Source organism: Verrucomicrobiia bacterium (genome assembly GCA_023953615.1).
Classification (GTDB): Bacteria; Verrucomicrobiota; Verrucomicrobiia; order Limisphaerales; family JADLHS01; genus JADLHS01.
This window is the reverse complement of record JAMLJH010000001.1, coordinates 101,104-127,301: the sequence shown is the minus strand read 5'-3', so window position 1 is coordinate 127,301 and position 26,198 is coordinate 101,104. Positions and strand designations below refer to the sequence as shown.

The 26,198-nt window shown below is 57.6% G+C and carries 19 protein-coding genes; 14 read left to right on the top strand and 5 right to left on the bottom strand.

What is annotated here, in order from left to right:
* Positions 1-86 precede the first annotated feature (86 nt).
* Positions 87-1,124, top strand: coding sequence for a S41 family peptidase (locus tag M9920_00525; GenBank protein MCO5050777.1), 1,038 nt, complete (start codon positions 87-89; stop codon positions 1,122-1,124).
* 67 nt (positions 1,125-1,191) lie between these two features.
* Here the strand turns inward: M9920_00525 and M9920_00520 are convergent, their stop codons facing one another.
* The gene (locus tag M9920_00520) at positions 1,192-1,821 is read right to left on the bottom strand and encodes a serine esterase (protein MCO5050776.1); all 630 of its coding nucleotides are present in this window, start codon (positions 1,819-1,821) and stop codon (positions 1,192-1,194) included.
* 35 nt (positions 1,822-1,856) lie between these two features.
* Positions 1,857-2,684 carry a hypothetical protein gene (locus M9920_00515; GenBank protein ID MCO5050775.1) on the bottom strand — a complete coding sequence of 276 codons (828 nt, stop codon included), beginning with the start codon at positions 2,682-2,684 and terminating at the stop codon, positions 1,857-1,859.
* Between the two features lie 460 nt (positions 2,685-3,144).
* Here M9920_00515 and M9920_00510 point away from each other — a divergent pair, with 460 nt between their 5' ends.
* The 13 genes from M9920_00510 (at position 3,145) to M9920_00450 (ending at position 16,426) form a co-directional block, all read left to right on the top strand.
* On the top strand, positions 3,145-4,776 hold the full coding sequence (locus M9920_00510) for an Ig-like domain-containing protein (protein MCO5050774.1): 1,632 nt from the start codon (positions 3,145-3,147) through the stop codon (positions 4,774-4,776).
* Positions 4,777-5,096: 320 nt separating this feature from the next.
* Positions 5,097-5,699 carry a hypothetical protein gene (locus tag M9920_00505; protein ID MCO5050773.1) on the top strand — a complete coding sequence of 201 codons (603 nt, stop codon included), beginning with the start codon at positions 5,097-5,099 and terminating at the stop codon, positions 5,697-5,699.
* Complete coding sequence (locus M9920_00500) at positions 5,683-7,230, top strand: hypothetical protein (GenBank protein MCO5050772.1); 1,548 nt, start codon at positions 5,683-5,685, stop codon at positions 7,228-7,230. The genes M9920_00505 and M9920_00500 overlap by 17 nt, the downstream gene beginning before the upstream one ends.
* Before the next feature lie 311 nt (positions 7,231-7,541).
* A complete protein-coding gene (locus M9920_00495) occupies positions 7,542-7,763 on the top strand; it encodes a hypothetical protein (GenBank protein ID MCO5050771.1) in 222 nt (73 codons plus the stop codon).
* Between the two features lie 101 nt (positions 7,764-7,864).
* Positions 7,865-8,644: a hypothetical protein gene (locus M9920_00490; protein ID MCO5050770.1), complete on the top strand. Its 780-nt coding sequence runs from the start codon at positions 7,865-7,867 to the stop codon at positions 8,642-8,644.
* Positions 8,645-8,904: 260 nt separating this feature from the next.
* Positions 8,905-9,483 carry a hypothetical protein gene (locus M9920_00485; GenBank protein MCO5050769.1) on the top strand — a complete coding sequence of 193 codons (579 nt, stop codon included), beginning with the start codon at positions 8,905-8,907 and terminating at the stop codon, positions 9,481-9,483.
* Positions 9,473-10,084, top strand: coding sequence for an RES domain-containing protein (locus M9920_00480; GenBank protein MCO5050768.1), 612 nt, complete (start codon positions 9,473-9,475; stop codon positions 10,082-10,084). The genes M9920_00485 and M9920_00480 overlap by 11 nt, the downstream gene beginning before the upstream one ends.
* 17 nt (positions 10,085-10,101) lie before the next feature.
* Positions 10,102-10,440 (top strand): hypothetical protein, encoded by a 339-nt coding sequence (locus M9920_00475; protein MCO5050767.1) that lies wholly within the window; start codon positions 10,102-10,104, stop codon positions 10,438-10,440.
* Positions 10,441-10,874: 434 nt separating this feature from the next.
* Positions 10,875-11,336 (top strand): hypothetical protein, encoded by a 462-nt coding sequence (locus M9920_00470; GenBank protein ID MCO5050766.1) that lies wholly within the window; start codon positions 10,875-10,877, stop codon positions 11,334-11,336.
* Positions 11,337-11,566: 230 nt separating this feature from the next.
* Positions 11,567-12,697, top strand: coding sequence for a hypothetical protein (locus M9920_00465; protein ID MCO5050765.1), 1,131 nt, complete (start codon positions 11,567-11,569; stop codon positions 12,695-12,697).
* Between the two features lies 1 nt (position 12,698).
* Positions 12,699-13,853 carry a cytochrome c biogenesis protein ResB gene (locus M9920_00460; protein MCO5050764.1) on the top strand — a complete coding sequence of 385 codons (1,155 nt, stop codon included), beginning with the start codon at positions 12,699-12,701 and terminating at the stop codon, positions 13,851-13,853.
* The gene (ccsA, locus tag M9920_00455) at positions 13,850-15,784 is read left to right on the top strand and encodes a cytochrome c biogenesis protein CcsA (GenBank protein ID MCO5050763.1); all 1,935 of its coding nucleotides are present in this window, start codon (positions 13,850-13,852) and stop codon (positions 15,782-15,784) included. The genes M9920_00460 and ccsA overlap by 4 nt, the downstream gene beginning before the upstream one ends.
* Before the next feature lie 291 nt (positions 15,785-16,075).
* Positions 16,076-16,426 (top strand): hypothetical protein, encoded by a 351-nt coding sequence (locus M9920_00450; GenBank protein MCO5050762.1) that lies wholly within the window; start codon positions 16,076-16,078, stop codon positions 16,424-16,426.
* A 514-nt stretch (positions 16,427-16,940) separates the two neighbouring features.
* Here the strand turns inward: M9920_00450 and M9920_00445 are convergent.
* The 3 genes from M9920_00445 to M9920_00435 all read right to left on the bottom strand — a co-directional run bounded on the left by M9920_00445 (position 16,941) and on the right by M9920_00435 (position 25,557).
* Positions 16,941-18,161, bottom strand: coding sequence for a multidrug effflux MFS transporter (locus M9920_00445; GenBank protein ID MCO5050761.1), 1,221 nt, complete (start codon positions 18,159-18,161; stop codon positions 16,941-16,943).
* Between the two features lie 259 nt (positions 18,162-18,420).
* Complete coding sequence (locus M9920_00440; GenBank protein ID MCO5050760.1) at positions 18,421-19,257, bottom strand: CPBP family intramembrane metalloprotease; 837 nt, start codon at positions 19,255-19,257, stop codon at positions 18,421-18,423.
* Between the two features lie 45 nt (positions 19,258-19,302).
* A complete protein-coding gene (locus tag M9920_00435; protein ID MCO5050759.1) occupies positions 19,303-25,557 on the bottom strand; it encodes a lamin tail domain-containing protein in 6,255 nt (2,084 codons plus the stop codon).
* Positions 25,558-26,198 lie beyond the last annotated feature (641 nt).

Sequence of the window (26,198 nt, the reverse complement as noted above, 5' to 3'; positions counted from 1 at the left end):
TTGGTGCGCATCCGTCGGCAACACGGGCGCGCAAAGTTTTTTCTCGCCGAACGGTGAGGCAGGCGGAAAGATGAAGCAGTTGTTTTATGAGAAATTTTACTGCTTGGGGTTGCTGCCTGTTGATCGCGAGTCTCGCTTTCGGTTCAGTTACAACCCGTGGCGCCGAGGCGTTGCCGGACTTTGACGAGCTGCGTCAGTTGATTCAGACCAATCTCCCCGACGTGACCGATGCGGAGCTTGACCGCAAAGCCACCGAAGGGCTGTTGCATGGATTTCGCGGCAAGGTGCAGCTCATGGCTTCGGACGCAAAAGCTCCGGGAACCTGGACGAACATCTCCAAAAGCATGGTGTTCGATGGAGCGATAGCGTATCTGCGGGTGCAACAGGTCGAGGGGCCGCTGGCGGAAGCGGTGCGGGAAGCCTGCGCCGCGCTGGCGTCAACCAACTCCGCGATCAAGGGGCTGGTGCTGGATTTGCGTTTTGCCGAGGGGAATGACTACGGCGCGGCCGCCGCCACGGCGGATTTGTTTGAAGCGCAAGCGCGCGATTTGTTGGACTGGGGCAACGGCATGGTGCGTTCGACCGCCAAAACCAACGCCTGGCTTTGGCCCATCGCCGTGCTGGTGAATGGCGAAACAATGGGCGCGGCGGAAGCCCTGGCGGCTTTGGTGGGCGATTCGGGTCACGGTTTGGTGCTGGGAAGCCAAACTCTCGGCGCGGCGATGATGACCAGGGAGTTCACGCTGAAGGACGCGCAACGGGTTCGCGTGGCCACGGCCCCGATTCGATTTGGCGGAAAAATCGGCACGTTGGCCGCCGGGTTGACGCCGGATATTTCCATCTCCGTCAGTCCGGCGGAAGAACGCGTCTATTGGAATGATCCGTACGGTCAGGCCGCCGCAGCGGGGACGAATGTCGTGGCGGGGATGACGAATCGCGTCGTGCGGCGACCGCACGCCAACGAGGCGGATTTGGTGCGTGCCCGTCGCGAAGGAGTGGAATTGGACGAGCGCTTCGTGCGTCAGCGCGACAACGAGCCGGAGGTGCCCCTGATTCAGGATGTCGCTTTGGGGCGCGCGGTGGACTTGCTCAAAGGACTGGCTTTGGTGCGCCGCCAGCCGTGACGCGGTTTCCGGCTTTCAGTTGAAATGCCATTGGTTTCGCGTTTCTGTCGCGTTCACCCCGTTTGGGTCAACTGGTTTTGCCGGCTCCCGCCTGAATGAATTTACGGATCACCCGCAGCTCCTCTTCGCCCGCGATGGTGTGCGGTTTCTGGAATTCGTGCCATTCGAGATTCAAGCCCGCTTCCTGACCGCGTTTGACCTGCTTTCGCGTGATGTCGCAGGGGACCACCGGATCATGCGTGCCGTGTGTGACCAGGAAGCGCTGCTGTTTAGCCAACGGCGGCAACTGGCTCAGCACCAGGTCCAACTCGGAAATCCATCCGCTGATGCCGACCAATCCCGCGAACCGATGCGGGTAATGCAGTCCGGCTTCCAGCGTCATCAAGCAGCCTTGCGAAAATCCGCCCACGACGGTTTGTTCGGTCGGGAAACCCTGATCGCGTTGGGCGTCGAGCAGTTCGAACAGCAACCGGCGGCTGCGGTGAATCGTAGGGACGCGGTCGCCATCAAGATCAAACCAGGAGTAGCCGCCGTAGTATTCATCCGGCGCGTTGACCAATAAATAGTTCAGCCACGGCAACTGCAGCGCCTCCGGCAGCCAGCGATAACCTTCAAGGCTATCGCCCAGGCCGTGCAACATGATCATCAAGTGTTTCGACCCGCGTTCCGGGGCGGGAATTAGTTCGCTGTGCAACATAAATTCAAATGGGAAAAACCGGGCCGGTCGCCGACTCACGGGGCGTTCGCGGACAAGCTGGTCCGGATGGTTTGCAACATTTCGGAGCTGGGATGAAGCTCGCGCAACGTGACGGGCTGGGTCTGTTTGTCCGTCGCAAGCCACCAATTCAGCACCGCCAATTGGGCGGGCGAAAATTGCGGTTTGCCCTCGGGCGGCATGTGATCGTCGTCATCATCCGGGAGATTGAGGTGCCAGCCGATCAATGTTGGCGCGCCTTCCGCCGGCTCGAAGAGCGAGCCGGAATCGCCGCCCTTCAGTACGTGTTCGGAACTGTCGAGCCGCAAGCCGCCTTTGGCTTTCGTTTCGCCGTGACAGCCGGTGCAGTAATTGTTGAACAGCGGTTGAATCAGGGTGGCGTAAGCCGGTTGCGCCAGCAGGTCTTCCGTTGAACGCGGCGGCGTGACGGTCGCGCGTTTTTTCGGCCAGGAGAGAAAATCGCTTCCGTGCGTGAGCGAACCGCCGTAGTGACTGGCGATGCCGAGCAGAATCAACGTGGCGAACAGACCGCGACGATACGCGGTGAACCAACCGCGTTGCCGGATGGCCCAAAGCAGGAGGATCGCCCCGCCCGTCGCGGTGCCGAGCCAGCGATGCCGAAATAAAAGGCGCGGGTCGTAGTGCTGGTTCTCCGCCATGAGCCAGCCCAGCACGATACTGAGCAGCGCGGCGGGAATCGTGAGGAGCAGGATCAAGCGGTTGGCGTCGTGAAGCCGCCGCCCGCCCGGACGCAACGCCAGCCATTCCAACAAGCCCAATAGCACCAGGAAGCCGATGGGCAAATGGACCAGCAAGGGATGAAATTTGCCAAGATACTCAATCATGTTTTCGCCGCCCGCAGGGCACGGCCCACAGGTTACAGATTCACGGCGGTGTCTCAATGGCAGAATGTGCGAGGCCGGCAACGATCCGGCGGGCCGCCGGGCCGTGAAGCGTGAAGCGGGGAGCTTGATCGCTGCGGAAATTTAGCCGGCGCCACGCGACCACTCCATACGCTCAACGTTGCGTAAATTTGTGCGCGAGCTGTCGAGATTCGTTGCCCGGCTGACTCTGACCCGGTGAAACTTTTATCCGCCCCGGGGATTTCATTGGCGGTTGCGTTTTGCGGGCGCAAATCTGGACAAATGCCGGGCAACTTTCTCACCTGCCCGAGCCACTATGGAAAATCATGCTCCGTTCAGAAATTGAACAACGTAAAATAACTCGTTGATAAACGTGCGGTAAAATCAAACGCCGGGCGGCGCGGCCAAAGTTGGCAACGATTTTGCGAGAGCGGTTTTGCTTATGTTGTATCAAGCTGTCGTATCGTGGAGGAGATTCGCAACGCTGGTCGTTCTTCTTGTTGTTTCCATCATCCAATCCTGGTCTTTTTCCGCGGGAGCGGCTGAGGTCAAACTGGCTTGGGATCCATCTCCCGACGCGGGAGTGGTCGGGTACCGCATCTATTACGGGCCGGCCAGCGGCAGTTACACCAACTTCACCACGGTGGGCGCGACGACCGAAGCCACCATCACCGGACTGATCGAGGGGGCGGTTTACTATTTCGCGGCCACGGCCTTCAATGACAACGGTGACGAGAGCGTTTTCTCAAACGAAGTAATGCACCAACCACTCGCCCCGGTGAACCAGCCACCCACACTGGATGCGATTGCCAACGTTACGATCAACGAAGGCGCCGGGCAGCAAACGCTCAATCTATCCGGCATCAGCAGCGGCGCGGCGAATGAAACGCAAACGCTCACGGTGACGGCCAGTTCAAGCAACCCGACGCTGATTCCCAGTCCAACGGTCAATTACACCAGCCCCAATGCGACGGGCACGTTGCGTTTCACCCCGGTGGCGTTTGAATCCGGCACGGCCACCATCACCGTGCGGGTGAACGACGGCGGAGCGAGCAACAACATCGTCACTCGAACCTTCACCGTCACGGTCAACCCGGTGAACCAGCCACCCACACTGGATGCGATTGCCAACGTTACGATCAACGAAGGTGCCGGGCAGCAAACGGTGAACTTATCCGGCATCAGCAGCGGCGCGGCGAATGAAACGCAAACGCTCACGGTGACGGCTAGTTCAAGCAACCCGACGTTGATTCCCAGTCCAACGGTCAATTACACCAGCCCCAATGCGACGGGCACGTTGCGTTTCACCCCGGTGGCGTTTGCGTCCGGCACGGCCACCATTACCGTGCGGGTGAACGACGGCGGAGCGAGCAACAACATCGTCACCCGGACTTTCACCGTCACGGTCAACCCGGTGAACCAACCACCGACGCTCGACGCCTTGGCGGACTTGGAGTTGAATGAAGGGGCGGGGCAACAGACCATCAATTTGTCCGGCATCAGCAGCGGTTCGCCCAATGAAACCCAAACGCTCACCGTGACGGCCACCTCGAGCCGGCCGAGTCTGATTCCGAATCCCACGATAAACTACTCCAGTCCAAATGTCACCGGCTCCATCCGGTTTACGCCCGTGGCCGGCGTGGGTGGCTCGGCCACCATTACGGTCACCGTCAACGACGGCGCCGCCACCAGTCCTGCGGTGACGCGCGCGTTCAGCGTGTCCGTGAATCTCCTGCCCACGATCACGACCATTGCGGATCAGACGGTGGCGACGGGAGCGCTGGTGCCGCCGCTGCCGTTTACGGTTGGCGACGCGGAAACCTCCGCCGACAGCTTGGTGGTCACGGCAACTTCCACGAATCAAATGCTCATGGCGGATGCCAATCTGGTGATCAACGGTTCCGGAGCGAACCGCACCTTGAATCTCTTGCCAACCGCGGAGCAAACTGGAACGTCGGAGATTACCTTGACCGTGAGCGACGGCCGCGGCAGCACGAGCCAGACTTTTCTCTTCACCGTGCGCCCGCGCCCGATCGCGCCTGGTGGCTTGCGCGTCGTTCAGATCACTCCGTAACTCGAGCCCGTGCGTCCCGACGTCTGGGTGCAAGCGGGTGCAAAAGGACTATGGCTGGACGAGCAGTGCGTGGTTGCTAAACTTCCTCCCAAAGTTCGCAATCACCCCGATGTGCGTGGCAGAAAAGGCAATCCCAACATCCGAGACGTTCCCACCCAAAAACACAAAGTCATTCACAGGAGTTGTTCTGGAGATTAGTATCCCGGCGGGAAATATAACAAGCGCGCCGATGAATTGGTTGAGGAATACGGAGGTTTCGATAACGTCACGCCTGAACAAATGAATGAAATTCGACGCAGGCTGATTGAAGAATTCGGCTTATGAAGTTTTTCCTTATCAGAGGCTTGATGCAGCCAGGAAAGTTCGCCCAGTATGCGCACGTAGGCACTTGGTCTGATGGCAGACTTTGCCCTGATTGCGGAATAACGAGCGAGCGGCTTATCCCGCCACTCCAGATTGAGTGGGAGCCGGGCACTGAGAATATCGGTGATTTTGCGTGGTGTGGCTTTACCTGTGTCGTCAAAGCCACTGTCCGCAATTATCTAAGTGAGTTTGAATTTGAATGTTCTTATGCGTCTGTCGAGATCAAAGAGCCGAGCGAGCGTACCCGCGCCAAGAGAGTTCCATTTCCCTATACAGGGCCAAAACTTTACTGGCTACGCCCAAATTTTCGCGTGCCACTCAACGAGTCGGCCAGTGGAGTCTATTTGAAACGAGAATGTAAAACCTGCGGCGTCAAGCAGTACAACTTTAAGCAGGTAGGATTAATTGTATCCAAACAATTATTGGGTGGGAAAAAAATCTTCCAGATCAGGCAGTTTCGTTCCAGCGCAATCTTTCTGACTGAAGATGCAATACACCTTTTGAACCAAAAGGGCTTTAGCGGCTACAAACTTATAGAGGCTGGTGAGATCATTAATTGATAGCCAGAAGGTAGTGAACGGCACGGGGCTGACAACTGGCAACGCTTTGTTGTATGCCGACGGCGCGTGGGCCAAAACCAATGCCACACTGGCCAACGGGAACAACAGCTACACCGCCACGGCCAAGGACACGTATGATCGCACCGCCTCTGACACTGCTAACTTCTATCTCCCAGCTACTAACTCCTTCACGTACGATCTCAACGGCAATCTGACCAACGACAGCCGCCGGGTCTTTGAGTATGACTACGAGAACCAGTTGACCAACGTGTACGTGGCGAGCGCGTGGAAGAGCGAGTTCCGGTATGACGCGTTTGGGCGCAAGCGGGTGCAACAGGACTACGGCTGGACGGGCAGTGCATGGTTGCTAACCAATGAGGTCCGGTATATCTATGACGGCATGACGGTGGTGCAGGAACGCAATGCCAACAATCTGGCCCTGGTCAGTTACACCCGGGGCAATGATTTGAGCGGCACCTTGCAAGGTGCTGGCGGGATTGGCGGGTTGCTCGCCCGAACGGACCATTCCGCACTCCACACTCCGCAATCCGCACTGGCGCACGCCTATTATCATTGTGATGGCAACGGCAATGTGACGTGTTTGATCAACACCAACGGCCAGGTGGTGGCGCGTTACAGTTACGATCCCTACGGCAACCTGCTGGGCATGTCTGGTCCGTTGGCCGAAGCCAATACCTACCGCTTCAGCAGCAAGGAATGGCACAACAACGCCGGGCTTTATTACTATGGATACAGATTCTATGAGCCCAATTTGCAGCGGTGGCTGAATCAAGACCCGTTGGGCGACATCGGCAGCTTGCCAGTCATGACTGCGGGTATAACGCCGTGGAACAATTCCGATGGTGGAGATGAATCAACCGACGGAGAATTTGGCGCTGAACCGTTAAGTGTGTGGGCACAGAATACTTGGAACCTCCATCGAATGGCTGGAAACAGTCCGATCGATCAGATTGATTTGTTTGGACTTGCCTCCTGTAAAATTGATGGCGAGAGGGTAACCGTGCATAAGACTGATGTCGATACTTGGCCGAGCGTTCCGCACGGTCATATTTATGACAAGAATCAGGTGGTAGATACCGAAGGGCGATTATTCAACAAGACCACCCGCCAAGTCGTTGGACGTTTGTCGAGAGCAGGCCTGAGAACGTGGAGAGCTTTTTTGGGAAGACTGAACGACATAGTTGCACCCGTGATAGGCATAATTGAGAATTTGGGGGTAGATGCTGAAAGAGCGAATAGAGCGAGAGAGAATGGAAAGACAATCGAAGAGCAGCGCCGAGAAGACCTGCGGAATCAGCCGACTTTCCCAGGTTTTTTTGGAGAACCCTTACCGAATCCTTACTACTGCCCCCAAGCTGTGAAATTTCCTATGGATCGTGGAATGACCAACAGTGTTCTTTTGGAGATCGCGCAAGACGGCTTTCGCGAGTCTGCAAGAGTTAGCACGGTTGAACCTAAGCCCGTAATTTGGAGCGCTGCCTATGTCGACCGACCAACACGCAGCAATTGAGTTTTATGTCTAAAATGCCAAGAAAGCTCAGTCTGGTTAAATTTGAACCTTCGCCGACACCAGTCAGTTTCCACCGAAAGTATCCGTTTCGTCGCGGAGTCGCTTACATTTTCTTGGGGGAAATTTCGAATATGCCTGGTCACTGTGTTGTTGTGAACCGGAAGACAGGGAAAATCTATTCCGGTTATCACACAGAGAATTTTGTCGAGTTAGAGGAGAACGAACTTTGAAACGCAACACCGATGTCCTGCACAAACGGCGAGAAAGAAATCAGTGGTCGCTGGAAACTCCGAATGCTGCTTGCGGGTTGAATGTTCCGAAATGTTCGCAGATCCGCGCCGTCAGGCCGGCGGCAGGACTATGGCTGGACGGGCAGCGCATGGTTGCAGACCAATGAGGTTCGGTATATCTATGACGGCATGACGGTGGTGCAGGAACGGAATGCCAACAACGTGACTGTACCGGTGGCGGAAAGGCACGTTGGCGTGAAGGCCATGAGTGAACAAAACCAAGAACTGGCCTCTTTTCCTTGAAATTGGATTTGAAAGAGGCGGTTTTAAGCTGGAAAAGTGTACATCAGCGAAGATTGGATTTAGCCGTAGGTTTTAGGATTTAGTCTTCAACTGCTAAAATTATGAATGAATTGTATTTAGTATGCCTTTTGGCAGTGTTGGTTTGTTTTTCCTCACCGCTGTCGGCGGGCGAGCTTGATTTCCCGAAGCTCTCAGCCGGGGAGTCAACAAGAATCCGCGAAAAACTTGAACAGTATGCGGACGGCAAACTGACGCTCGAACAAGCCACAAAATTTAGCGGGGAAGACACGACGCTGAAAATGATCAGCTTCTACCTTTCGAATTCGAATAACATGACCGTCAAGATGAAGCTCCCCATCGCGAGGACGTATGCCTTATGCGGTCTGTTTTCCCAAGCGGCAGATTTGGCGCAGTTGTACGTCAACACATACACAAACGATTGGAAGGGATGGGATTTGCTTGGCGGAGCTAAACTTATGCTCGAACGCAATGATGAGGCCTTTGTCGCCGCGACAAACGTGCTTCGTCTTGGCAGTGATCGTAATATTACTGCTGGCGCTTATTTAGCGTTGAAGAATGATAGGTTAGATGTTTATGAGAGCATGATGCTAAATAGGATGCTTGCTTTGAAAGATTCAAAGACGAATTCTGTCGGTGATGTGTTGGATGAAAAGGATAGGTTGGACACAGTTACTTCGTTAGTTGCATACAGCCTTAAAGCGAAGAAGGGGAAGGTTTTCGCTCGAGCAATCCAAGGTGTCACTCTCAAGCAGATCAAATCGAGAGAGGATCTTCAGACTATTGTGGAGGCAGGCTGCGAAATGTTCTCCTCAAAGGAAACGGAAGACCTGTGCAAGCGACTTAACGACAAGAAAAATTAACGTCGAGTAGCCGTCGAAGGAAGTGACTGTTTCGTACCAACGGTGACGAGGAAATCTCTGGCGCAACAACTCACCCCAATGCTCGCCGCCCCGCGCCGTCAGGCCGGCTGCGAGACTATGGCTGGACGGGCAGCGCGTGGTTGCAGACCAACGTAGTCCGTGGCTGAGGCCACTTTGGCCAAGATTTACGGAAATTGGGCTGGTGTTCTAGGTTTACAAGGTTGACAATCAACCAAGACGAGACGATTCTACAGTCAGATATGCCAAAGACACTTGAAACCAGCATCGTGCTGGAGGATTTACCGGCCGAAAAGCGGGCGGTGGTAAAGGAGTTTACCGAGGTCATCCGCAAGCACCGCGGACAGAGTTCAACCGCCCTGGCTCGCCTGGCCTATATGGCGTTCACCATGACCATCGGGACGAAAGAGACGCGCCAGGACAAGTTCGCGCTGGCGGTGGCCCGGGGCATGGAGGCGCGGCAGAAACTGGCGGAGGCGGAGGGTGGCAGCCTGTCCTCGGAAGAGGTGGCGCGGCTGCTGCGAATTTCCAAAACCGCCGTGTTGAAGCGGCTGGAGGCCGGACGGTTGCTGGCGTGGCGTGAGGAGCGCCTGCAGGCCGCGCGGTTTCCGCGCTGGCAGTTTGACGAGCATGGCCAGGTGCTGGCCGGGTTGACGGAAGTGCTCGATGGCCTCAATCAAGATCCAGGCTTGGATGCCTGGGGGAAGCTCCTTTTCTTTCTGCAAACGAAGTCGAGTCTCGGCGGCAAGCGGCCGTTGGACTTGCTGCGGGAAGGCAAGGTGAAGCAGGTCTGTCAGGCCGCCCAAGCCTATGCCGGGTAAGCCCAGGCCCGCCCGCACCCTGCTTCGGCCCGGGGCGGATTTCGACACCAAAACCATTCCGGTCACGCGGCAACCGGCGCGAACGTGGTTTCGCGTGCATCGGGCGGCGGTGCCGGCGCTGGACTTTGGGATTCATGACTATCACCGGTTCTCGCATGCCCGTTCCCTTTACCCGCTGCTTTACGTCGGGGCGAACATTCAAACGTGCCTGTGGGAAGGGTTCGGAGATGATGTGTTTCAGAACGACTGCACCATTGCCATCAGCAAATGGACCGGCCGGTGCGTCAGCCAGATCACCGTCCCGGAACTCCGGGTCTGCGCCGTAAGCACGGAGCGAACGAGAGAGGCCATGGGCGTGGACAAGTCCAGCCTCCTCGACGAGGACCTCAGCATCCCGCAGGACTGGGCACTGGCATTGCAGCAGCATCCGGCGGGGTTTGAAGCGATCAAGTACACCAGCCGGTTCGTGGATCAACCCTGCCTGGCGCTGTTCGACCGGGGCGGGTTGAAGTCCAAACTGAACGTGAAGTGGTTGGGCGAGCTGGAAAACCTCGATGCGGCAGTGAACTGGCTGCATGAACGCAAAGCGGCATTGGTGTGAAGCGACTCTTTTTTATCATGGCAACGCTAATCAAAGATCTGTTCGGTCTGCCGGACAAGGTGCCGGGCGGGATTGGTGGGGTGCTCGCCCGAGCGGACCATTCCGCACTCCACACTCCGGAATCCGCACTGGCGTACGCCTATTATCACTGTGATGGCAACGGCAACGTGACGTGTTTGATCAACACCAACGGCCAGGTGGTGGCGCGCTACAACTACGATCCGTATGGCATCTTGGTGAATTCGATGGAAATTCTGGTGCGCAACTCAAACCTGCGGATTCAACTAAATGTGTGGAACCGTGAATACAATGAGAAACCCTGCGAAATTACACCGGTATATTTCAATCTTCAATAAGTCAAACGACTTGCTCGTTAGCACTGTTACATTGAGCAGTGAAGAGTTTGAGAAAATCAGACTGATCCTAGGGTACGGCGATAATGATCCAATGTATGAATCCTACCCTGTGATTGGTGAGGCTCTTGAGCAGGTATCGGCACTTTTGACTGGCCGGCTTACTCGCGGAAACTTTGACTACTTTCTTGATACGGACAGTCAATAAAGCGAACCGTACACGTCCGACCAATGCACCCGACATGTCATGAGTTTTGCACGGGCGCGGCTTTTCAAAAGTGAACACGCTGAATGAACTGACCAATGCCACTCGCAGCGGCACGCGGCCAAGCGCCAGCGGGATTGGCGGGTTGCTCGCCCGAACGGACCATGCCGCACTGGCGCACGCTTATTATCCACCCTAAAAAGGCCAGGCCCATGTGGTTGAAAATTTTGAGATGAAATTAATACATTTATTGATTTGGCAATTGACCGCTCTCGCTGGAGTGTGCTTGGTGGCTGGTTGTGGCGATGATACGCTGGCGGGTAAATGGGAATACAAAGAGGTGAACCGCTTCAAGTCTCCCGACTCCCAAATAGAGGCCGTGTTAGTCGAAGGTGATGCCGGTGCAACCACTTCAACGGTCACCTCGATCTATCTGGTGCAGACGGGAGGCAAGCGCCCGTCTGATGAACGGATCAATCCGGCCGTCTTTGCCGCCGACCACATTAAAGGACTCAAAATCACATGGAAACAACCCAAGCTGCTCCAGGTCCAATATGACGAGGCTAGAATCTTAGCGTTTAAGAATTTTTGGTATAGTGCCGAAGCTCAAAACTTCCGATACGTTGTGGAAATTCGATTGGAGCCAACGGCAAGCGAGTTTTCACTGCCGCTCAGAGACAGGCAGTGGTGGTGAATAAACTTTCCCGCAGTTTGATGAAGAAGAAGTAGAACTAGTAACATGGTAAGCAACTTCCATCTCCCATCTGCCATCTCCTTTTCCCATGACTTCAACAGCAACCTGACCAACGATAGCCGGCGGGTCTTTGAGTATGACTACGAGAACCAGTTGCGCGCGGTGGGGTCGTGTTGAATGGCGCTAAAGCGCGGCTTGCCGTCGAGGGGTAAAAAAAGTACAAACAGAGGATGCGTCGTTATCCGCAGGTGGTTTTTCCTTACCGATGGCAGTGGCATCTCGGCATTTTTATGTGCGGGATTCTGACCGCTTCGGCAGCGGATAAAATCCGCGTGTATCACGTTCCAAAGGAGCGTCCGCCCGCGGTTGCAACCGACGCCCATCACATCCATGCGCCCGGAGAAAATCCGCACGCGATGCCCGCGCAACCGGAGGTCACTTATACCGTCCCGGCGGGCTGGCACGATGAGGGCGCCGGCCAGATGCGCGTGGCGGGTTTCAGTATCCGGGGAGCGAGCAACCAAATGGCCCAGGTCGCCATTACTCCGTTGCCCGGAATGGATGGGCGCGAGGCGTTGATCGTCAACATGTGGCGGCAACAGGTCGGCATGCCGGAATTGGCGGAAGCGGAAGCCGCGGAGCAGCTCAAATCCGTCGCGGTTGGCGGCGAGCCGGCGAAAATGTTCGAGATCAACGGGTCATCGGCGTCCGGAGCGGAAACGCGCATCGTCACCGTCATGTTGCACCGGGGCGCAAATAGTTGGTTCTTCAAGTTGCAAGGCGACGGTGAATTGGTCGAGGCGGAGAAGCCGAAGTTTTTACAGTTTCTGCAATCGGTAAAGATTGAAGCGGCGCCGGGTCCGGAATTACCGGCGGGACATCCGCCGCTGGCTGGCGACCGCGGCCCCGGGGCGACAGCCGCGGCTCGCACGCGTCAGGGAGGGCCGACCTGGACGGTGCCGGGCGGTTGGCAGGAAATGGACGGCGGCCAGTTTTTGTTCGCGAAGTTTGTGATTGCTGATCCCGCCGGGGAGCAGGCGGCGGTGAACGTCAGCACGTCGCCGGGCGACGGTGGCGGATTGGTCGCCAATGTGAATCGTTGGCGGGGACAATTGGGCTTGCCGCCCTGGAGCGATGCCGAAGTGGAACGCCAGGCGCGGAAGATTGAAACGAGCGTCGGCGCGGCTACGTTGATCGAGATGAGCGGCGCTGACGCGCGCACCCAGAAACCGACGTTGACCGTGGCGGCCATCGTCCCGCAGAATGGCGCGACTTGGTTTTACAAATTGATGGGCGACGAAAAATTGGTGCAGGCGCAAAAGGAGGCGTTTGCCGCGTTCGTCAAGGGAGTGAAGTACTAACATGGGCAAGTGGCTCTTTAATTTTTTCTCCTCCGTCAAACTGGCGGTGGTTCTACTGGCGTTGGGTTTGATCCTGGTATTCTGGGGGACGCTGGCCCAGGTGAAATTGGGATTGTTCCAGGCGCAGCACGAGTTTTTCCGCAGTTGGTTCATCTACTGGCAGCCGTCCGGCGCGAATTGGCGTCTGCCCATTTTCCCCGGCGGTTATCTGGTCGGCGGCTTGTTCCTGATCAATTTGTTCGTCGCGCATTTGCGCTACTACCGCAAGGGCTGGAAGCACGTGGGCATCGTGATGATCCATTTGGGGATTGTGCTGTTGCTGCTCGGACAATTCCTCACGGATACGCTCTCGGTGGAAAGTTACATGACCATTCAGGAGGGGGAAGCGTCCAACTACTCGGAATCCAACGGCCGCTGGGAACTGGCGATTGTGGACACGTCCGATCCCAAGGAGGACAAGGTGGTGGCCATCCCGGTCAGCCTGCTGACGCACGATCGGGAGTTGGCCAATCCGGAGCTGCCGTTTGACGTGCGGCCTTTGGCCTTTTACGCGAACTCGGCCGTCGCCACCAAGGCCACCGACGGGTTTGAACCGGTCCAAGCCGAGAACACGGAGGATTTCAAGGTGTGGTGGCGCGGGTTGCCGCGGGTGACCGAGATGAATCGTCGCGACGTGCCTTCCGCCATTGTCGAGTTGATCAGCCCCACCGGGGAGAAGCGGGACGTTTTTGTCTCCGGACACTTTGCGCGACCGCAAACCTTGAGCGCGGGCGGGCGGGATTATCAGTTGGCGCTGCGCCCCGAGCGTTACTACAAACCGTTTTATCTGCACCTGATTGATTTTCGCTTTGACCGGTACGCCGGCACGGCCATTCCGAAGAACTTTTCCAGTCGCGTCCGTTTGGATCGTCCTGACACCGGGGAGAACCGCGAACTGACCATCCGGATGAACGAACCGCTGCGTTACGGCGGCAAAACCTTTTTCCAGGCCAGTTACGATGAAGCGACCGAGCAGGCGACCGTACTGCAGGTGGTGGATAATCCCGGCTGGCTCACGCCGTACTTCGCCTGCGTCCTCGTGGCGGCGGGAATGATCTGGCAGTTTATGATCCACCTGGTGGGCTTCGCGACCCGACGCAGAAAAGCAACCGCATGAAAGTCATTCTGAAAATTTTTCCCTGGTTCTGCCTCGCCATCTTCGGATTGGAAATGGTGATGGTGATGAAACCCAAAGCCGACGGCGAAATGCACGTCGCCGAATTTGGCCGCCTGCCCGCGTTGCTGAATGGCCGCGTGCAGCCGCTGGATTCCGTCGCGCGCAATTCCCTGTTGCAAATCCGCAGCACGGGTGATCTGCCCATTGAGTCGGTGCCGTCCTGGCAATTCTGGCGGCACGGCAAGAAGCTGCGTTCTTCAGAATGGTTGCTGGAGGTTTGTTTTCAACCCGAGGTGGCCGATACCCGCGACATCTTTCTGATGCACCATCCGGACCTGATCAGCGAGTTGAAACTCGATGGCCAGGGCACGGAAAAATCAGGGTTGCACTATTATTCCTATAACGCTCTGCGGCCGAGCCTGGACGAAATCATGACGCAGGCCGGCGCGGCGGGCCAGTTGGACGCTTCGGTGCGCACGACGTATCAGCAACAACTGTTGAAGCTGGCCAACGCGCTGAGCATCTACCAGCGGTTGAAGCACAGCATCAAGCCCGAGGGGGTGACGAATTTCGTGCAGTTCCTCGCCGATTATCAAGCGGCCATGCCGGCGGGCATCCAGGCGTTGCGCGCGCAGGCGGCCGGCAGTGCGGAAGACCAGGCGGCACGGGAGCATTTTCTGAAACTGGCGCGCACGGTTGAGGCCGCCGCCAACCAATCCTATCCGCGCGTCGTGCCGCCCACGCATCCCCAGGAGGACCGTGAGGCGTGGGTCTTTGTCGGCACGAGTTTGCTGGATTCAATTCGTGATCAAAAAATTTCGCCGGTGGTGATGTTTTACGCGCGGATGGCGGAGGGCTACGCGCAGCGCGATTCCGCGGAATTCAACAGTGCCGTGGCGGGTTACAAGAACTGGCTGGGGGCGGACTTCGCAAAAGAGGTGAGCAAAGGCCGCGCGGAATTTTACTTCAACCGCACCAAACTGTTTTTGCACGCGACGATCATTTACATCGCGGCGTTTGTGCTGGCCGGCATCGCCTTGTTGACGCTCGGAGCGTGGCCGCTGGTTTCCGAAGCGTTGCGACGTTCCGCCTTTTACCTCATCGTGCTGGCGTTTCTGGCGCATACGGCGGGCTTGATTTTCCGCATGACGTTGGAAGGGCGTCCCCCGGTTACCAACCTGTATTCGTCGGCAATTTTCATCGGCTGGGGCGCGTGCGTCCTGGGGTTGTTGTTGGAACGGATTTACAAGGTGGGGCTGGGCAGCGCGATGGCGGGGCTGGCGGGCTTCATCACGCTGTTGATTGCGCATAACCTCGCGCTGGGCGGCGACACGATGGAAATGATGCGCGCGGTGTTGGACACCAATTTCTGGCTGGCGTCGCACGTGGTGGTGGTGACGCTGGGTTACGCGTCCACGTTCTTTGCGGGATTGCTGGCCATCACGTATGTGGTGCTGGGCGTGTTCACGCCGATCCTGGCCGTGCGGAAGGAGTTTGCGCTCAGCAAGGCGCTGGTGAAGATGGTTTACGCCATTGTTTGCTTTGCCACGCTCTTCAGCTTTGCGGGCACGGTGCTGGGCGGCATCTGGGCGGATCAATCGTGGGGCCGCTTCTGGGGTTGGGATCCCAAGGAGAATGGCGCGTTGTTGATCGTGATTTGGAACGCGCTCATTTTGCACGCGCGCTGGGGCGGCATGGTGCGCGACCGCGGCCTGATGAATCTCGCCATCTTCGGCAACATCATCACGGCGTGGTCGTGGTTCGGCACGAACATGCTGGGCATCGGCCTGCACAGTTATGGGTTCATGGATGCGGCGTTCAAATGGCTCATGCTTTTCGTGTTCAGTCAACTCGGCCTGATTGCGCTCGGCCTGTTGCCTCTGGACTGGTGGCGGAGTTTTCGCGGAAACAAAACCACGGCCTCCGTCTGAAATTGGAGTATCGCCGGAAGCGCCGCCATCTGGCCGGAGCGATCTTGGAGTGCGGTGGCAAGCGGAGCGCGACACCGCTTTTCGCGCGCCCGAAAACTTGCTCTTATCTGATGACCACTCGCCCGTCCGAAGGCGCCGTCGCCGCTACGCTCTGCCGGCGCAGTCCAAGTTGCCCGGCGTGAGGCTGAAACACTCCTTGACCCAAAATAAGGGGCAAAATACTGTCACCCTATGAGCACAGAGAGAGATTGCAAAACGCAATCTCCTTAAAGGTTCAGCGGTGGCACACGTATGGAATCAGTCATCATTATTGGATTCGCTTGGAGCTTACAGACTATTGTTGGCGCAGTACTTACCGCTCCGGTTGTCTTCTTAACGCGGCGCAAAGCTCACTGGAACACTTGGGAGTTGCTGGCGTTCGTTTTACCATTTTTGGTATGGACGGGCCTGATGTTCTCCGACCTATCCACGGGCCGAAAGAGCCTCGCGAATCTGATAGAGCCAGCTATTCTGGGCATCGCCATCGGTGTTGCCGCGTTAGTCCGCGCCATCTCGGGTCCACGCTTTGCTTGGAAGTTGATCGCCGGTCTGTGCATGATTGCTGCGGGTATTTTCTTTTTAGTTCCACCTTTGCCAGAATGACGATGAACTCCACTCGTCCGTCCGAAGGCGCCGTCGCCGCTGCGCTCTGCCGGCGCAGTCCAAGTTGCCCGGCGTGAGGCTGAAACACTCCTTGACCCGAAACAAGGGGCAAAATACTGTCGCCCCATGAACAGAGAGAGCATATCTACCGGGATACAGCTTCGCGCTGGCGTCATCAGCTTATTGGTTCTCACCCTCGGTTATCTTGGGGTGACCGGCATCTCCGACTTGCTTCGGGCGTGGGCGTTCATCATTTCATTTGCGGTGTGCTTTGTTCTCATGATGCAGTCCATAGTTGACTTGTTCGTTTGGGCCTTCGGCCAGACCGCGAGGCTTTTCGGCGCGAGCATCGGGTATTCCGTCAGACTTTTTCGTCGCGTCTTTGCACATAACGTTGGAAAGCTCCCCTTAAATTGAGCTAGGTGTTATGAGAGACTTGGGCGGCGCGAAGCCCCGCCCAGAACTCTGACTTCGCGCTGAAGGCTTTCAATCCGCGACGTGGACGGAGGTTGTTTCAGTGGCTTTCAACGGGACGTTCCGGGGTGGCGTAACGCAGTTGGACCAGGCGCTTGCGTCCGATCCCCAGAATGATCAACCCAATCCACGCGGTCGCCGTGAAAATGGCCGCGACCGGCAGCATGGTGGGGGAATCGAAGATGCCCAGGCTGGCCGAGGCCAGTCCGGCCACGCCAATCTGCAAAAATCCCAACATCGCGGAAGCGCTGCCAATGTTGCGCTCGAAAGGCACCAGCGCCAGCGCCGCCGCGTTGGGATAGGCGGGGCCCAAACTGGCCAAGGCGATGAAAAGCAGAATCAAAGTGGCGGTCAGACCAAACCAGTTGGCGGCCGTGCCAATCAACAACAGCAACGTGGCCAGGCATTCCACCAGCAGCGCGCCGCGCAAGATTTGTTCGCTGGAAAATTTCCGCAACAACAGCACGTTGGCCTGGTTGCTGCCAATGAAGCCGAGGGACAGACCGGCAAAGATCAGTCCGAATTGCTTTTGCGTCACCTGAAAAACTTCGAGGAAGATGAGCGGCGAACTGGCCACATAGACGAGCAGACCCGAGAACGCGAAGGCGCCGGAAAGAGCGAAGGTTAAAAATTGCGGTTCGCGCAAAACGCCGCCGTAATTGCGCAGGATGGCGAGCGGACGCAGCGAGATGCGATCATCCGGCGCGCGCCCGGAAGGCAGGAGCCGGTGCGTCAGAACCATCATGATTACGACGAAGGCGGCGAGCACGATGAACAGCCATTGCCAGCCGAGATGGGTGGCGACCATGACGCCAATGCTGGGCGCGAGCAGGGGCGAGACGCTGATGACGAGCACCAGCATGGAAATCACCTTGGCCGTTTCGTGGATGGGAAAGAGGTCGCGGACCAGCGCCATCGCCGCCACTTGGGCGGCGCAACCGCCCAGCGCCTGGAGGAAGCGGAGTCCGACCAGCGTTTCAACCCGTTGCGCGAACAAACAAGCGAGGGAAGCCAGAATGAACAGAAGCAAACCGGCATACAACGGCAACTTGCGTCCCCAGCGGTCGAGCAGCGGTCCATAGGCGAGTTGTCCGGCGGCAATGCCCGCAAAATAACTGGAGAGAGACAAGGCCACTTTGGCCGGCGTGGTGTGCAGGGCGGCGGCGATTTCCGGGAACGCCGGCAGGTACATGTCAATGGCGAAGGGACTGATGGTCGAAAGTCCACCCAGGATGGCGATGATCAAAATGCGATTTTTCACACGGAAACCGGGGTCGGCCGAACCTGCTCAATGTAACCGACAAGGTGGATTTCTGAGGTCAGGAAAATTCTCTCCCACGGCGGCGGCACCAAAACATTTCGGCCCGGACCGGTCAAGACTGGAATTTGCCTCCGCCCCTTGGTTGTAGCGGCGGTCTATGCCCGTCGCTAACTTCATCACCAGATGGCGGCGCTCATAGAGCGACGCCACAACGCCGCTATATCAAGCGCGCACCGGTTCGGGAAATTTTCCGCCGGACTCAGGCGGTGGCGAGATATAATTCCACCTGAATGGTGGCGATCAGATTCAAGGCGCTGTGCAACACCACGCACAACAGCATCGAGCCGGTGCGCGAGCGCACCCAACCCAAAAAAATGCCGTAGGCAAAAATCATGGCGATACCGTAAGCGTCATATTGCAGATGGATGCCGGCCCACAGCAAAGCCGTCAGCAGAATCGTGCCCCAGTTGCCCAGGCGTGATTGCTGCCAGCCGCGAAACAGAAAACCGCGAAAGATGACTTCCTCCGCCACCGGTCCGAACAGCACGATGCTGAACCAGAGCAACGGTTTGAGCTGGGCCGAGCGATAAATATCCAGCATGATCTCCGGCACCGACGAGCGATCAAGCAACCAGGTCAATCCTTCGCTTGCGATCAAAACGGCGGCCAGACCCAGACTCCACAAGAGTAGCGCGCGCCAGGATGGCCAGCGCAACCCCAGATAATCGGCCAAGGCTGGTCCTTGCCGCAACTTGATGAACCAGATCGTGAAGAAAACCGTCACCGAGAATCCGAGAATGATCGCGATGGCTACGAGGTCACCATCCATTGCCACTTCCTTCAGTTTGAGCGGAAGTTTCCCGTGGTGCTGGACAAGTTGGATGAACAGGTATCCAACCGTGATGATGGATTGCGCCAGGATGTAGAGGCTCACGAGCGCGACGCCGAGCCCGGTCGTCCCCCAAAATCCCCACGGCGGACGCGGCGGAGTGACGGGAGGATTGAGCGGAGTGATGACCGGAGGGCAGGGCGGGGAAGGCTGGGGTTCCACATGGTTCATGCACACCAGCAGACCCATCCGCTGGCCTGTTGTCACGCCAAATTAGTCATCCCCATCCGGATAAAATATTTGCTGTCCCGCTCAGGGCTGAGCCGGTGTGACCAGGCGGTAAAACCGATTTGTATTCGCGATGGGGTTGGTAAACCAAAGGGTGCGATTGCTGAGGCCGCCGCCAATATCCTGCCACTTTTGCCAATTCGCGCCCAAAGCGGGGACGGCCTGAATGGAATAACTGCGATTGGACATGGCCTGGAAAGAGAAGCGCAGGTTCGGGCCCTCCACGGCCATGTTTTCGAAGCGCAACGCGCTGGCGGCATTTGTCGGACTGGTGCCCGCCCAGTATTCCTGCAGGTTGGTGAGGCCGTCCCCATCCGGGTCCGCATCCGCGTCGTTGAGATGAGGATCGGTGCCGTTGGCCAACTCCCACGCGTCCGGCATTCCATCGCCGTCACTGTCCAGAATCGTGAGGCTCAAGCTCGCCACCCGGCTGGTCGCTGTACCGATCGCATTCGAAACCACGGCGAAATACTCACCCACGTCTTCGGGTTGCGCGTTGACCACGGATAGCGTGTTGCTGGTGCTGCTCTGCAACGTGTCGTTGAAATACCAGCGATAAGTCAGCGGCGCGCTTCCGGTGGCAAACAGGTTGAAGCTGGCGGTATCGCCGGGAGCGATGGTGACGCTGGTGGGCTGGCTGATAATGGCCGGGCCGAGACTGTAACCTTCCAGTCGCAATCGAAGATCAAAGACGAGATCGCTGCTCCGAACACTGGATTGGTGCAGTTCCACCGCGAGGGTGTTGGTGCCCACCACCAATCCGGTCAACGGCAGCGTGGCGGTCTGCCAGGAATTGCCGTTATCGCTGGCGTTGGTTGCCAGGAGCGTGTAACTGAGGGCGCCGGACGGCAGGTTGTTTCGATACAAATTATTTCCATTCAAATACACCGCCACGCCATCATCGCGTTGCACTTCCAGCAACAGGTCCGTCATTCCCGCGAGAGTGGGCACGACAAATTGCCGGCGGAAATAATAGGTGACGTAGCGATTGTTGGCGTTCCCGCCGTAACCGAGAATGGTTCCGAAGCCGCCATTGCCGGAGCTGTTAAATCCAAATTTGCCGTCACCGCTGGACCAGGTCGCGTCATTGAAAGCCGGCTGAATCCACGCCGTTCCCTGATCCGTGCCGTTGTCGAGATAACGCCAGGTCGAGTTGGCAGGGATCAAAATGGGGTTCGCCGCGACCGCTTGGACAAAAATGGAGCGGCTTGCCGGAACGCTGGTTTCGCCGTCACCGTCCTGGGCCACGGCGGTCAGCGTGTGCGCACCGGCGGGATTGGCGGTCCAGGTATAACTAAAGGGAGCGCCGACGGTTGCCAGCAATTCACCATCCAGAAAATAACTGACCGACGTTGCCGCACCGCTACCGCTTTGCGCGGTGGCCGCTAAATTCACGGTGGCGCCAGACAGGACAATCGCTCCATTCGCGGGCGACGTGAACGCCACGGACGGCGGCAGGCCCGAGAGATTGAGTTCGACAGCGGGGGAAAGACGGATTGCGCCCAAATCATCCGTGACCCGCGCTTGCAGGGTATAATTGCCGGAGGCGAGGTTGGTCCAGTTGAACTCGAAGGGCGCGCCCGGGCGCTGACCGATAACCGTGCCATTCACCAACAGTTCCACGCTGGCAACGCTGCCATCCGGATCGCTGGCTTGCACCGTGACGAGGAGATTGCTCACGCCGACCACCGCGCCGCTGACCGGCGCGGTGATGGTGGCCACGGGCGGTTGATTCGGAAGGGTTGCGCGTCCGGCCGTCACTCCGGCGGCGAACCAGTTGGTCGGGTCGTTGCCGAATCCGAAGTTGTCCACCCGTTGCAATGAATTACCCAGGCCATCGGCTTCCATTGGCCACGGGGCGGTGTCACGATAGGAAACGTGATCCACAAGGTAGTAGGGAACGTAGTCGCCGACATCGGGCGTTCCGGGCGTGAGCAGTTCAATCGTTTCACCCGCGTTGCTCAGTTTGCCGCTCCACGGTCCGTAAACGGGTACGGTGTTGGAGACGCCGTACTGAGCGCGGAACGCCGCCAGTTGCGCGGAATCGGCGGGATCAAAACCGACGAGAAGCAACCGTTGTCCAGCGGCGAGCGTTTGGTTGCCGGGAAAAACGAATTCCACCGCGTTACGCACCTGCCAGGTATTGGTCGAGAACGCCGGATCGTAGAGCGGCACGTTGGTGCTCGTGAGGTTTTGCAGTTCGAGAAATTCGCTCGCTTCATCGTCGCCGGCTCCCGGCGGGTGATACATGATTTCAGAAATAACGACCGGCCCAACTTGCGGATAGGCATTGGCCGCACCGAGCGTACGCTGGCTTTGTAAGACGAACTGCACGACGCCCTGGCTGTTGGTGTAACGTCCGAAACTGACGCCATTGGGCGCGGCCGGAAAATCGTAACCCTGATAATACCCGGTCAGATTTGTGTTTGCGTCGCCTGAGAAAAGATAGACGGATTCACCAAGTTCGCTGAACCGGAACGCCGTTGCTCCGACCGCGAATTGATTTTCATTGAACACCAGATAACCGCCCGCCGGGATTTGCGTGCCGTCAGGAATGCGATATTTGGTCGGCGTCAGAAAGCTATCGGTGAGAAACCAACCGCCGACATCAACGTTGGTGCTGGTGGGATTGAACAACTCCACTGAATCCAGCAAGGGCGGGTCGGTATGAGTCAGCACTTCGTTGACGAGGATCGGGGCTGCGACTGCCGGGGTCGGATCAACGCCAAGTCCCGGTGACCCGTTAAAAGCGCTACTGGCCCGCCAACTGATTTTGTCGCCCCAGGTCTTCCAATCCGCCTGCGCGTTCACAATGACCAGCGAAAAACCCAGTCCGTCGGTAAGCGGATACCACGAGTCATTATAGGCGAACTCCAAAATCTTTTCGCCACTGGCGTCTTCCAATCGCAAGGTCTCTCCGGCGTTGTCCAAGGCGCCGTCGAACTGACCGGCGATGCTGAAACCGCTGCCGTAGCGCGCCGCAAACATGGCGGGGTTACGCACCACCAACACCGTCTGGCCGGGGAGCAGACTGGTTACGCTGCTGCCCGTAAAATTGAAAGTAATACCGCGAGTGAAGCGCACGCCGTTCAGATTCAAGGTGGTGTCGGCGGACGTATTTTGTAATTCCAGATATTCAAACTGTTGGGGGTCGTTGGTGAGCAGGGGCGCGGGTATCGGGTTATACATGATTTCCGTTATCCGCAGAAAACGCTGCGCGAGGGAGGGATTACCCGCAAAGCTGTTGCTGGCGACCAATTGTCCAGCGGAGTTGGTCAACGTCAAACTTTCGCCCCAGGCATTGAGGCGGCCTTGATAAGGGCCGACGACAAAGCGCCCCTGGCCGCCGCTCGGATTGGCGGGGCGATTGCGAAACGCTTTGACGTTGGGAGAGACATAGATCGAGTTGTTCGCCGGTACCACCGTGCCTTTGGCAAATTGAAAGCGGATGCCGCCCGACAAAATCCAGTCGGAAATATCCACCGCATACGCGTTGTCGTTGCGGAGCTGCAAATACTCTTCATCTTGATTGCCGGAAGCCGGATTGTAATCCCAACCGACGATGCTGAGCGTGGCGTTTGCGGGCTGGGCGAGGGGGATGCCGGCATTTTGGGTTTTGCTGATACCCAGGGGCAACGCGGTGTTGGTGACCGAATGTTTGCCGTAAAAGTGCAGCCGCCGTTTGGCGAGAAAATCCGTCAACAGACTGTTCACGCCGTCATTCAAGTTGATGCCGGGATCAAAGTTGCCCTGGCCACCTTTGCCGGGCCAACCCCACCAACTGCGATCCAGTGACGCTTCCGTCGCAATGCGATCGCGCCATTGGATCACTTTTTGGTAGATGGGCGAGTCGGCGGCGATGTTGCCCGGAGGCAACACATAAGCATCGAGCACCGTTCGCATTCGTCGCAAAAACATTTCCCGCGTTTGGGGCACGGTGAAGATGACGTCGTAGAGGCGATTCCAAGCGTTGCCGCCGCTGGCGGGAATGGCTTGTGATGAACCGTAGAGCGGAAAACTTTTGATGTTATCGTTCGTCACCTGGATGCCGCTGTAATCGCCCGAATCCATGAAGGCCGCCCCCCAGGATAGATTCATGTCGAACGGAACAATGCGCCACAAACCATCGCCGTCGTTGTCGTGATAAATGCTCATGTTGGCCCAGACGTCGTCGTTTTCATGAGCAAATCGCGCGGCGACCATGTAGCTGATCACTTCAGGTAGATCGAGACGGTCCAGGAGGTTGGTGAATCGTTGTCCGGTGGACAGCGATTCGGAGATGGCGTTTGCGAAACTGGTGTAATCCGAGTTGCCTTCCCAACGCCGTGTTTTCTTCTCAAAGCCACCGGTGCTGTAGCCGTTGGGTTGAATGGTCCCCGCCGCCTTGTACAACGCCCCGTTGGGATCGTAACCCAATCGCTTCAAATGTTCGTCGGACTGGACATCGCTATGATTCGCCAACTGATAGAACTGGCCGTTGAGTTGCAGCCGGTATGGCGCATAAAACGGGCTGACCACGCCGATCTCATTGCACAGCCAGAAGCTTAGTCCCTGCCGCAGATAGGTCGGGTCCGGATAATCCGCCACGAACGAAGTCTTGCGGATGCGAGTGGTGGATTCATTGTGCCGGAACGGGTGCTCGCGATTGAAGTCCAGCCGGTGCGATTTTTTGTTGTAACCCGCCGTCGAGTTGCCCCGCAAAGACATCAGGACGTTGTCATAAAATTCGCCGTCGTAGAACAACGCCACCCGGCCACCGCCTTCGGAATCCGCGCCGATTTGCGAGGTGCTGGGGCCCGGTTGCAACACGCTGGGCGGCGCAAACAAATGGATCACGGGCAACGTGCTGTTCACGTAGTTCGGATTTATCACCGTCCCCAAATACTCGGCTGTTTCCGCCGGATCACTAAACACCGGCAGGCGGGAGTTGCGTCCGGTGTTATCTTGCGCCTTGATGTAATAGCGGATCATTTCACCCGTACCGGCCACGCCGGCGGGAATCGTGGCGCCGTAAATTCCATCACCAGCGGCGCCATCCCCGTGCGCGCCGTCGTCATACATCGCGGTGCTGGTTTCCGATCCGAACATGACCCGGTAAAAAAGCGTGACGCCGGCAACGGGATTGATCGTGGGAAAGATTCTGGCGGTCACCACCACCGCTTCGTTGGCCAACGGAGTCAGGGGCGTGTGCGTGGCCTCGGTAATGCCCGGTCCGGGCAGCGAGCTTCCACCGATGTTTTCCGCTCCTGGCGTGGGTTGGGTAAAATAAACTCCGCCGGGACTGTCGTTGGCCAGCGTGGTGGCGATCAATTCGGGGTTGATTAAAAAGGAGTCGTCGGCGTCGGAAAGATTCAAGCCCTGAATTGCCAGGAGGTTCGCGCCGACCCGGAACAGGTTGGTGCTCAATCCGAACGCCATCGTCTCCCAGAGCGTCGCGTTGTGAGGTTGAGTGGCGGTGGAGTCCCAGCTTAAGTCTTCCTCGGGCGCATTTGCGCGGGCCACTTCGACGCCGTTGATCCAGGCAATAAAACCGTCGTTGTATTTCAAGCGCAAGGTGAGCTGGGAAAAATTGGTTGGGTCCGTGAGCACAAAGGGCAGGCGCAGGAACGCCGAGGCGTTTTGATTCAACATCGCGCCTTGCACGTTCAGGCCGACCTCCGCCACCCCAAAGCCCACGCCCGTGGCGCCCGAGGTCCAACCGCTGGTCGAGAACGGTTCATTCGCCGCGGCCCCCGTCCAGGTGTAGCCCAGGTTATCGCCGCCATTTGCGGGCGAAGGAATCAACACGTGAGCCGTTGCTCCCGTTGCCACCAACGTCACGTTGTTGGCGACCGAGGCGACTCCGTAAGACACATCCGGCAGTTGTCCGGGGAATTGCGGGGCGAATTGACTGACGACGGTGCTGCCGTTTGGCGCGATCAGACCGAGATATTCTCCGCCCGCGCTCAATTTGAAATTGGTATGCAGCGGCACGCCCGGCGTCCGGCGGTTTTTATCCGAGGCAAACACCACCAGAAATTGTCCGGGGGGCAGATTCGTCGCGGGAAACTTCCATTTTGTGAGATTTCCGGCGTTGTCGGTGAGCGACCAGTTCAGCAGGTTGACCGGCGTTGGTGAGATGTTTTGGATTTCAATCCAGTCTTCAAATGAGCCGTCTTCGTCCGCCAGCGTGCTCGTATTCGAGGCCATGAATTCGGAAATACGCACTTGGGCTTGAGCGGGAATCACGGTCAGCAACAGCAGCAACCCGACCGCCTGGAAACAACTCCGAAGTAACATCCACTTATGCTGGCACAAACCGCCCGGTTTGCCAGCCCCCAATAAGGGGGCAACAGCACGGCAAAAACTGTAGCGGCGGTCTATGACCGCCGCCATCTGACGATAAATCCAGCGGCGGTTCACTTCGTCAACCGGGTTTTTTAGCTGCGTTTTTAACTGCGGAGCAAGCGTCAGGTAGCCCACGGCGTCAGCCGTGGGAAAGCGACTCAAGCCAAGCGTTGGGGGCAAACGGGCGACCGCCCTTGGTTCGGAACGAGTACCGGCGCGACCGCGTCTTGGACTGCGGCAGTCTTCTGCCGCTTTCCGGTTGCGTGCTGATAATTCCACAGCGGCAGCGGACTGCCGCAGTCCAAAACCTCGCGGATAGAGGCGCCATGCCCCATCCGGACCCCACCTTCATTGGGTTACACTCGTTCGGTGCCACGGCTGCAACTTTAATTAAACCGCTATAGAATTGTGTCGGTTTACCGAAAGTTCTTGCGCCCCTGCCGGGGCTGGTGATTTATCTGACCAGAACCCACGGCGCATGCCGTGGGCTACCTTCTGCCGCGCCTCACGGCGCTGGCGGTAGTAATGGCAACGCTCCAGGCAAAACGCCCCGGCCTTTTACAGCCGGGGCGTTGGCGTTGGGAGGGTCGTTT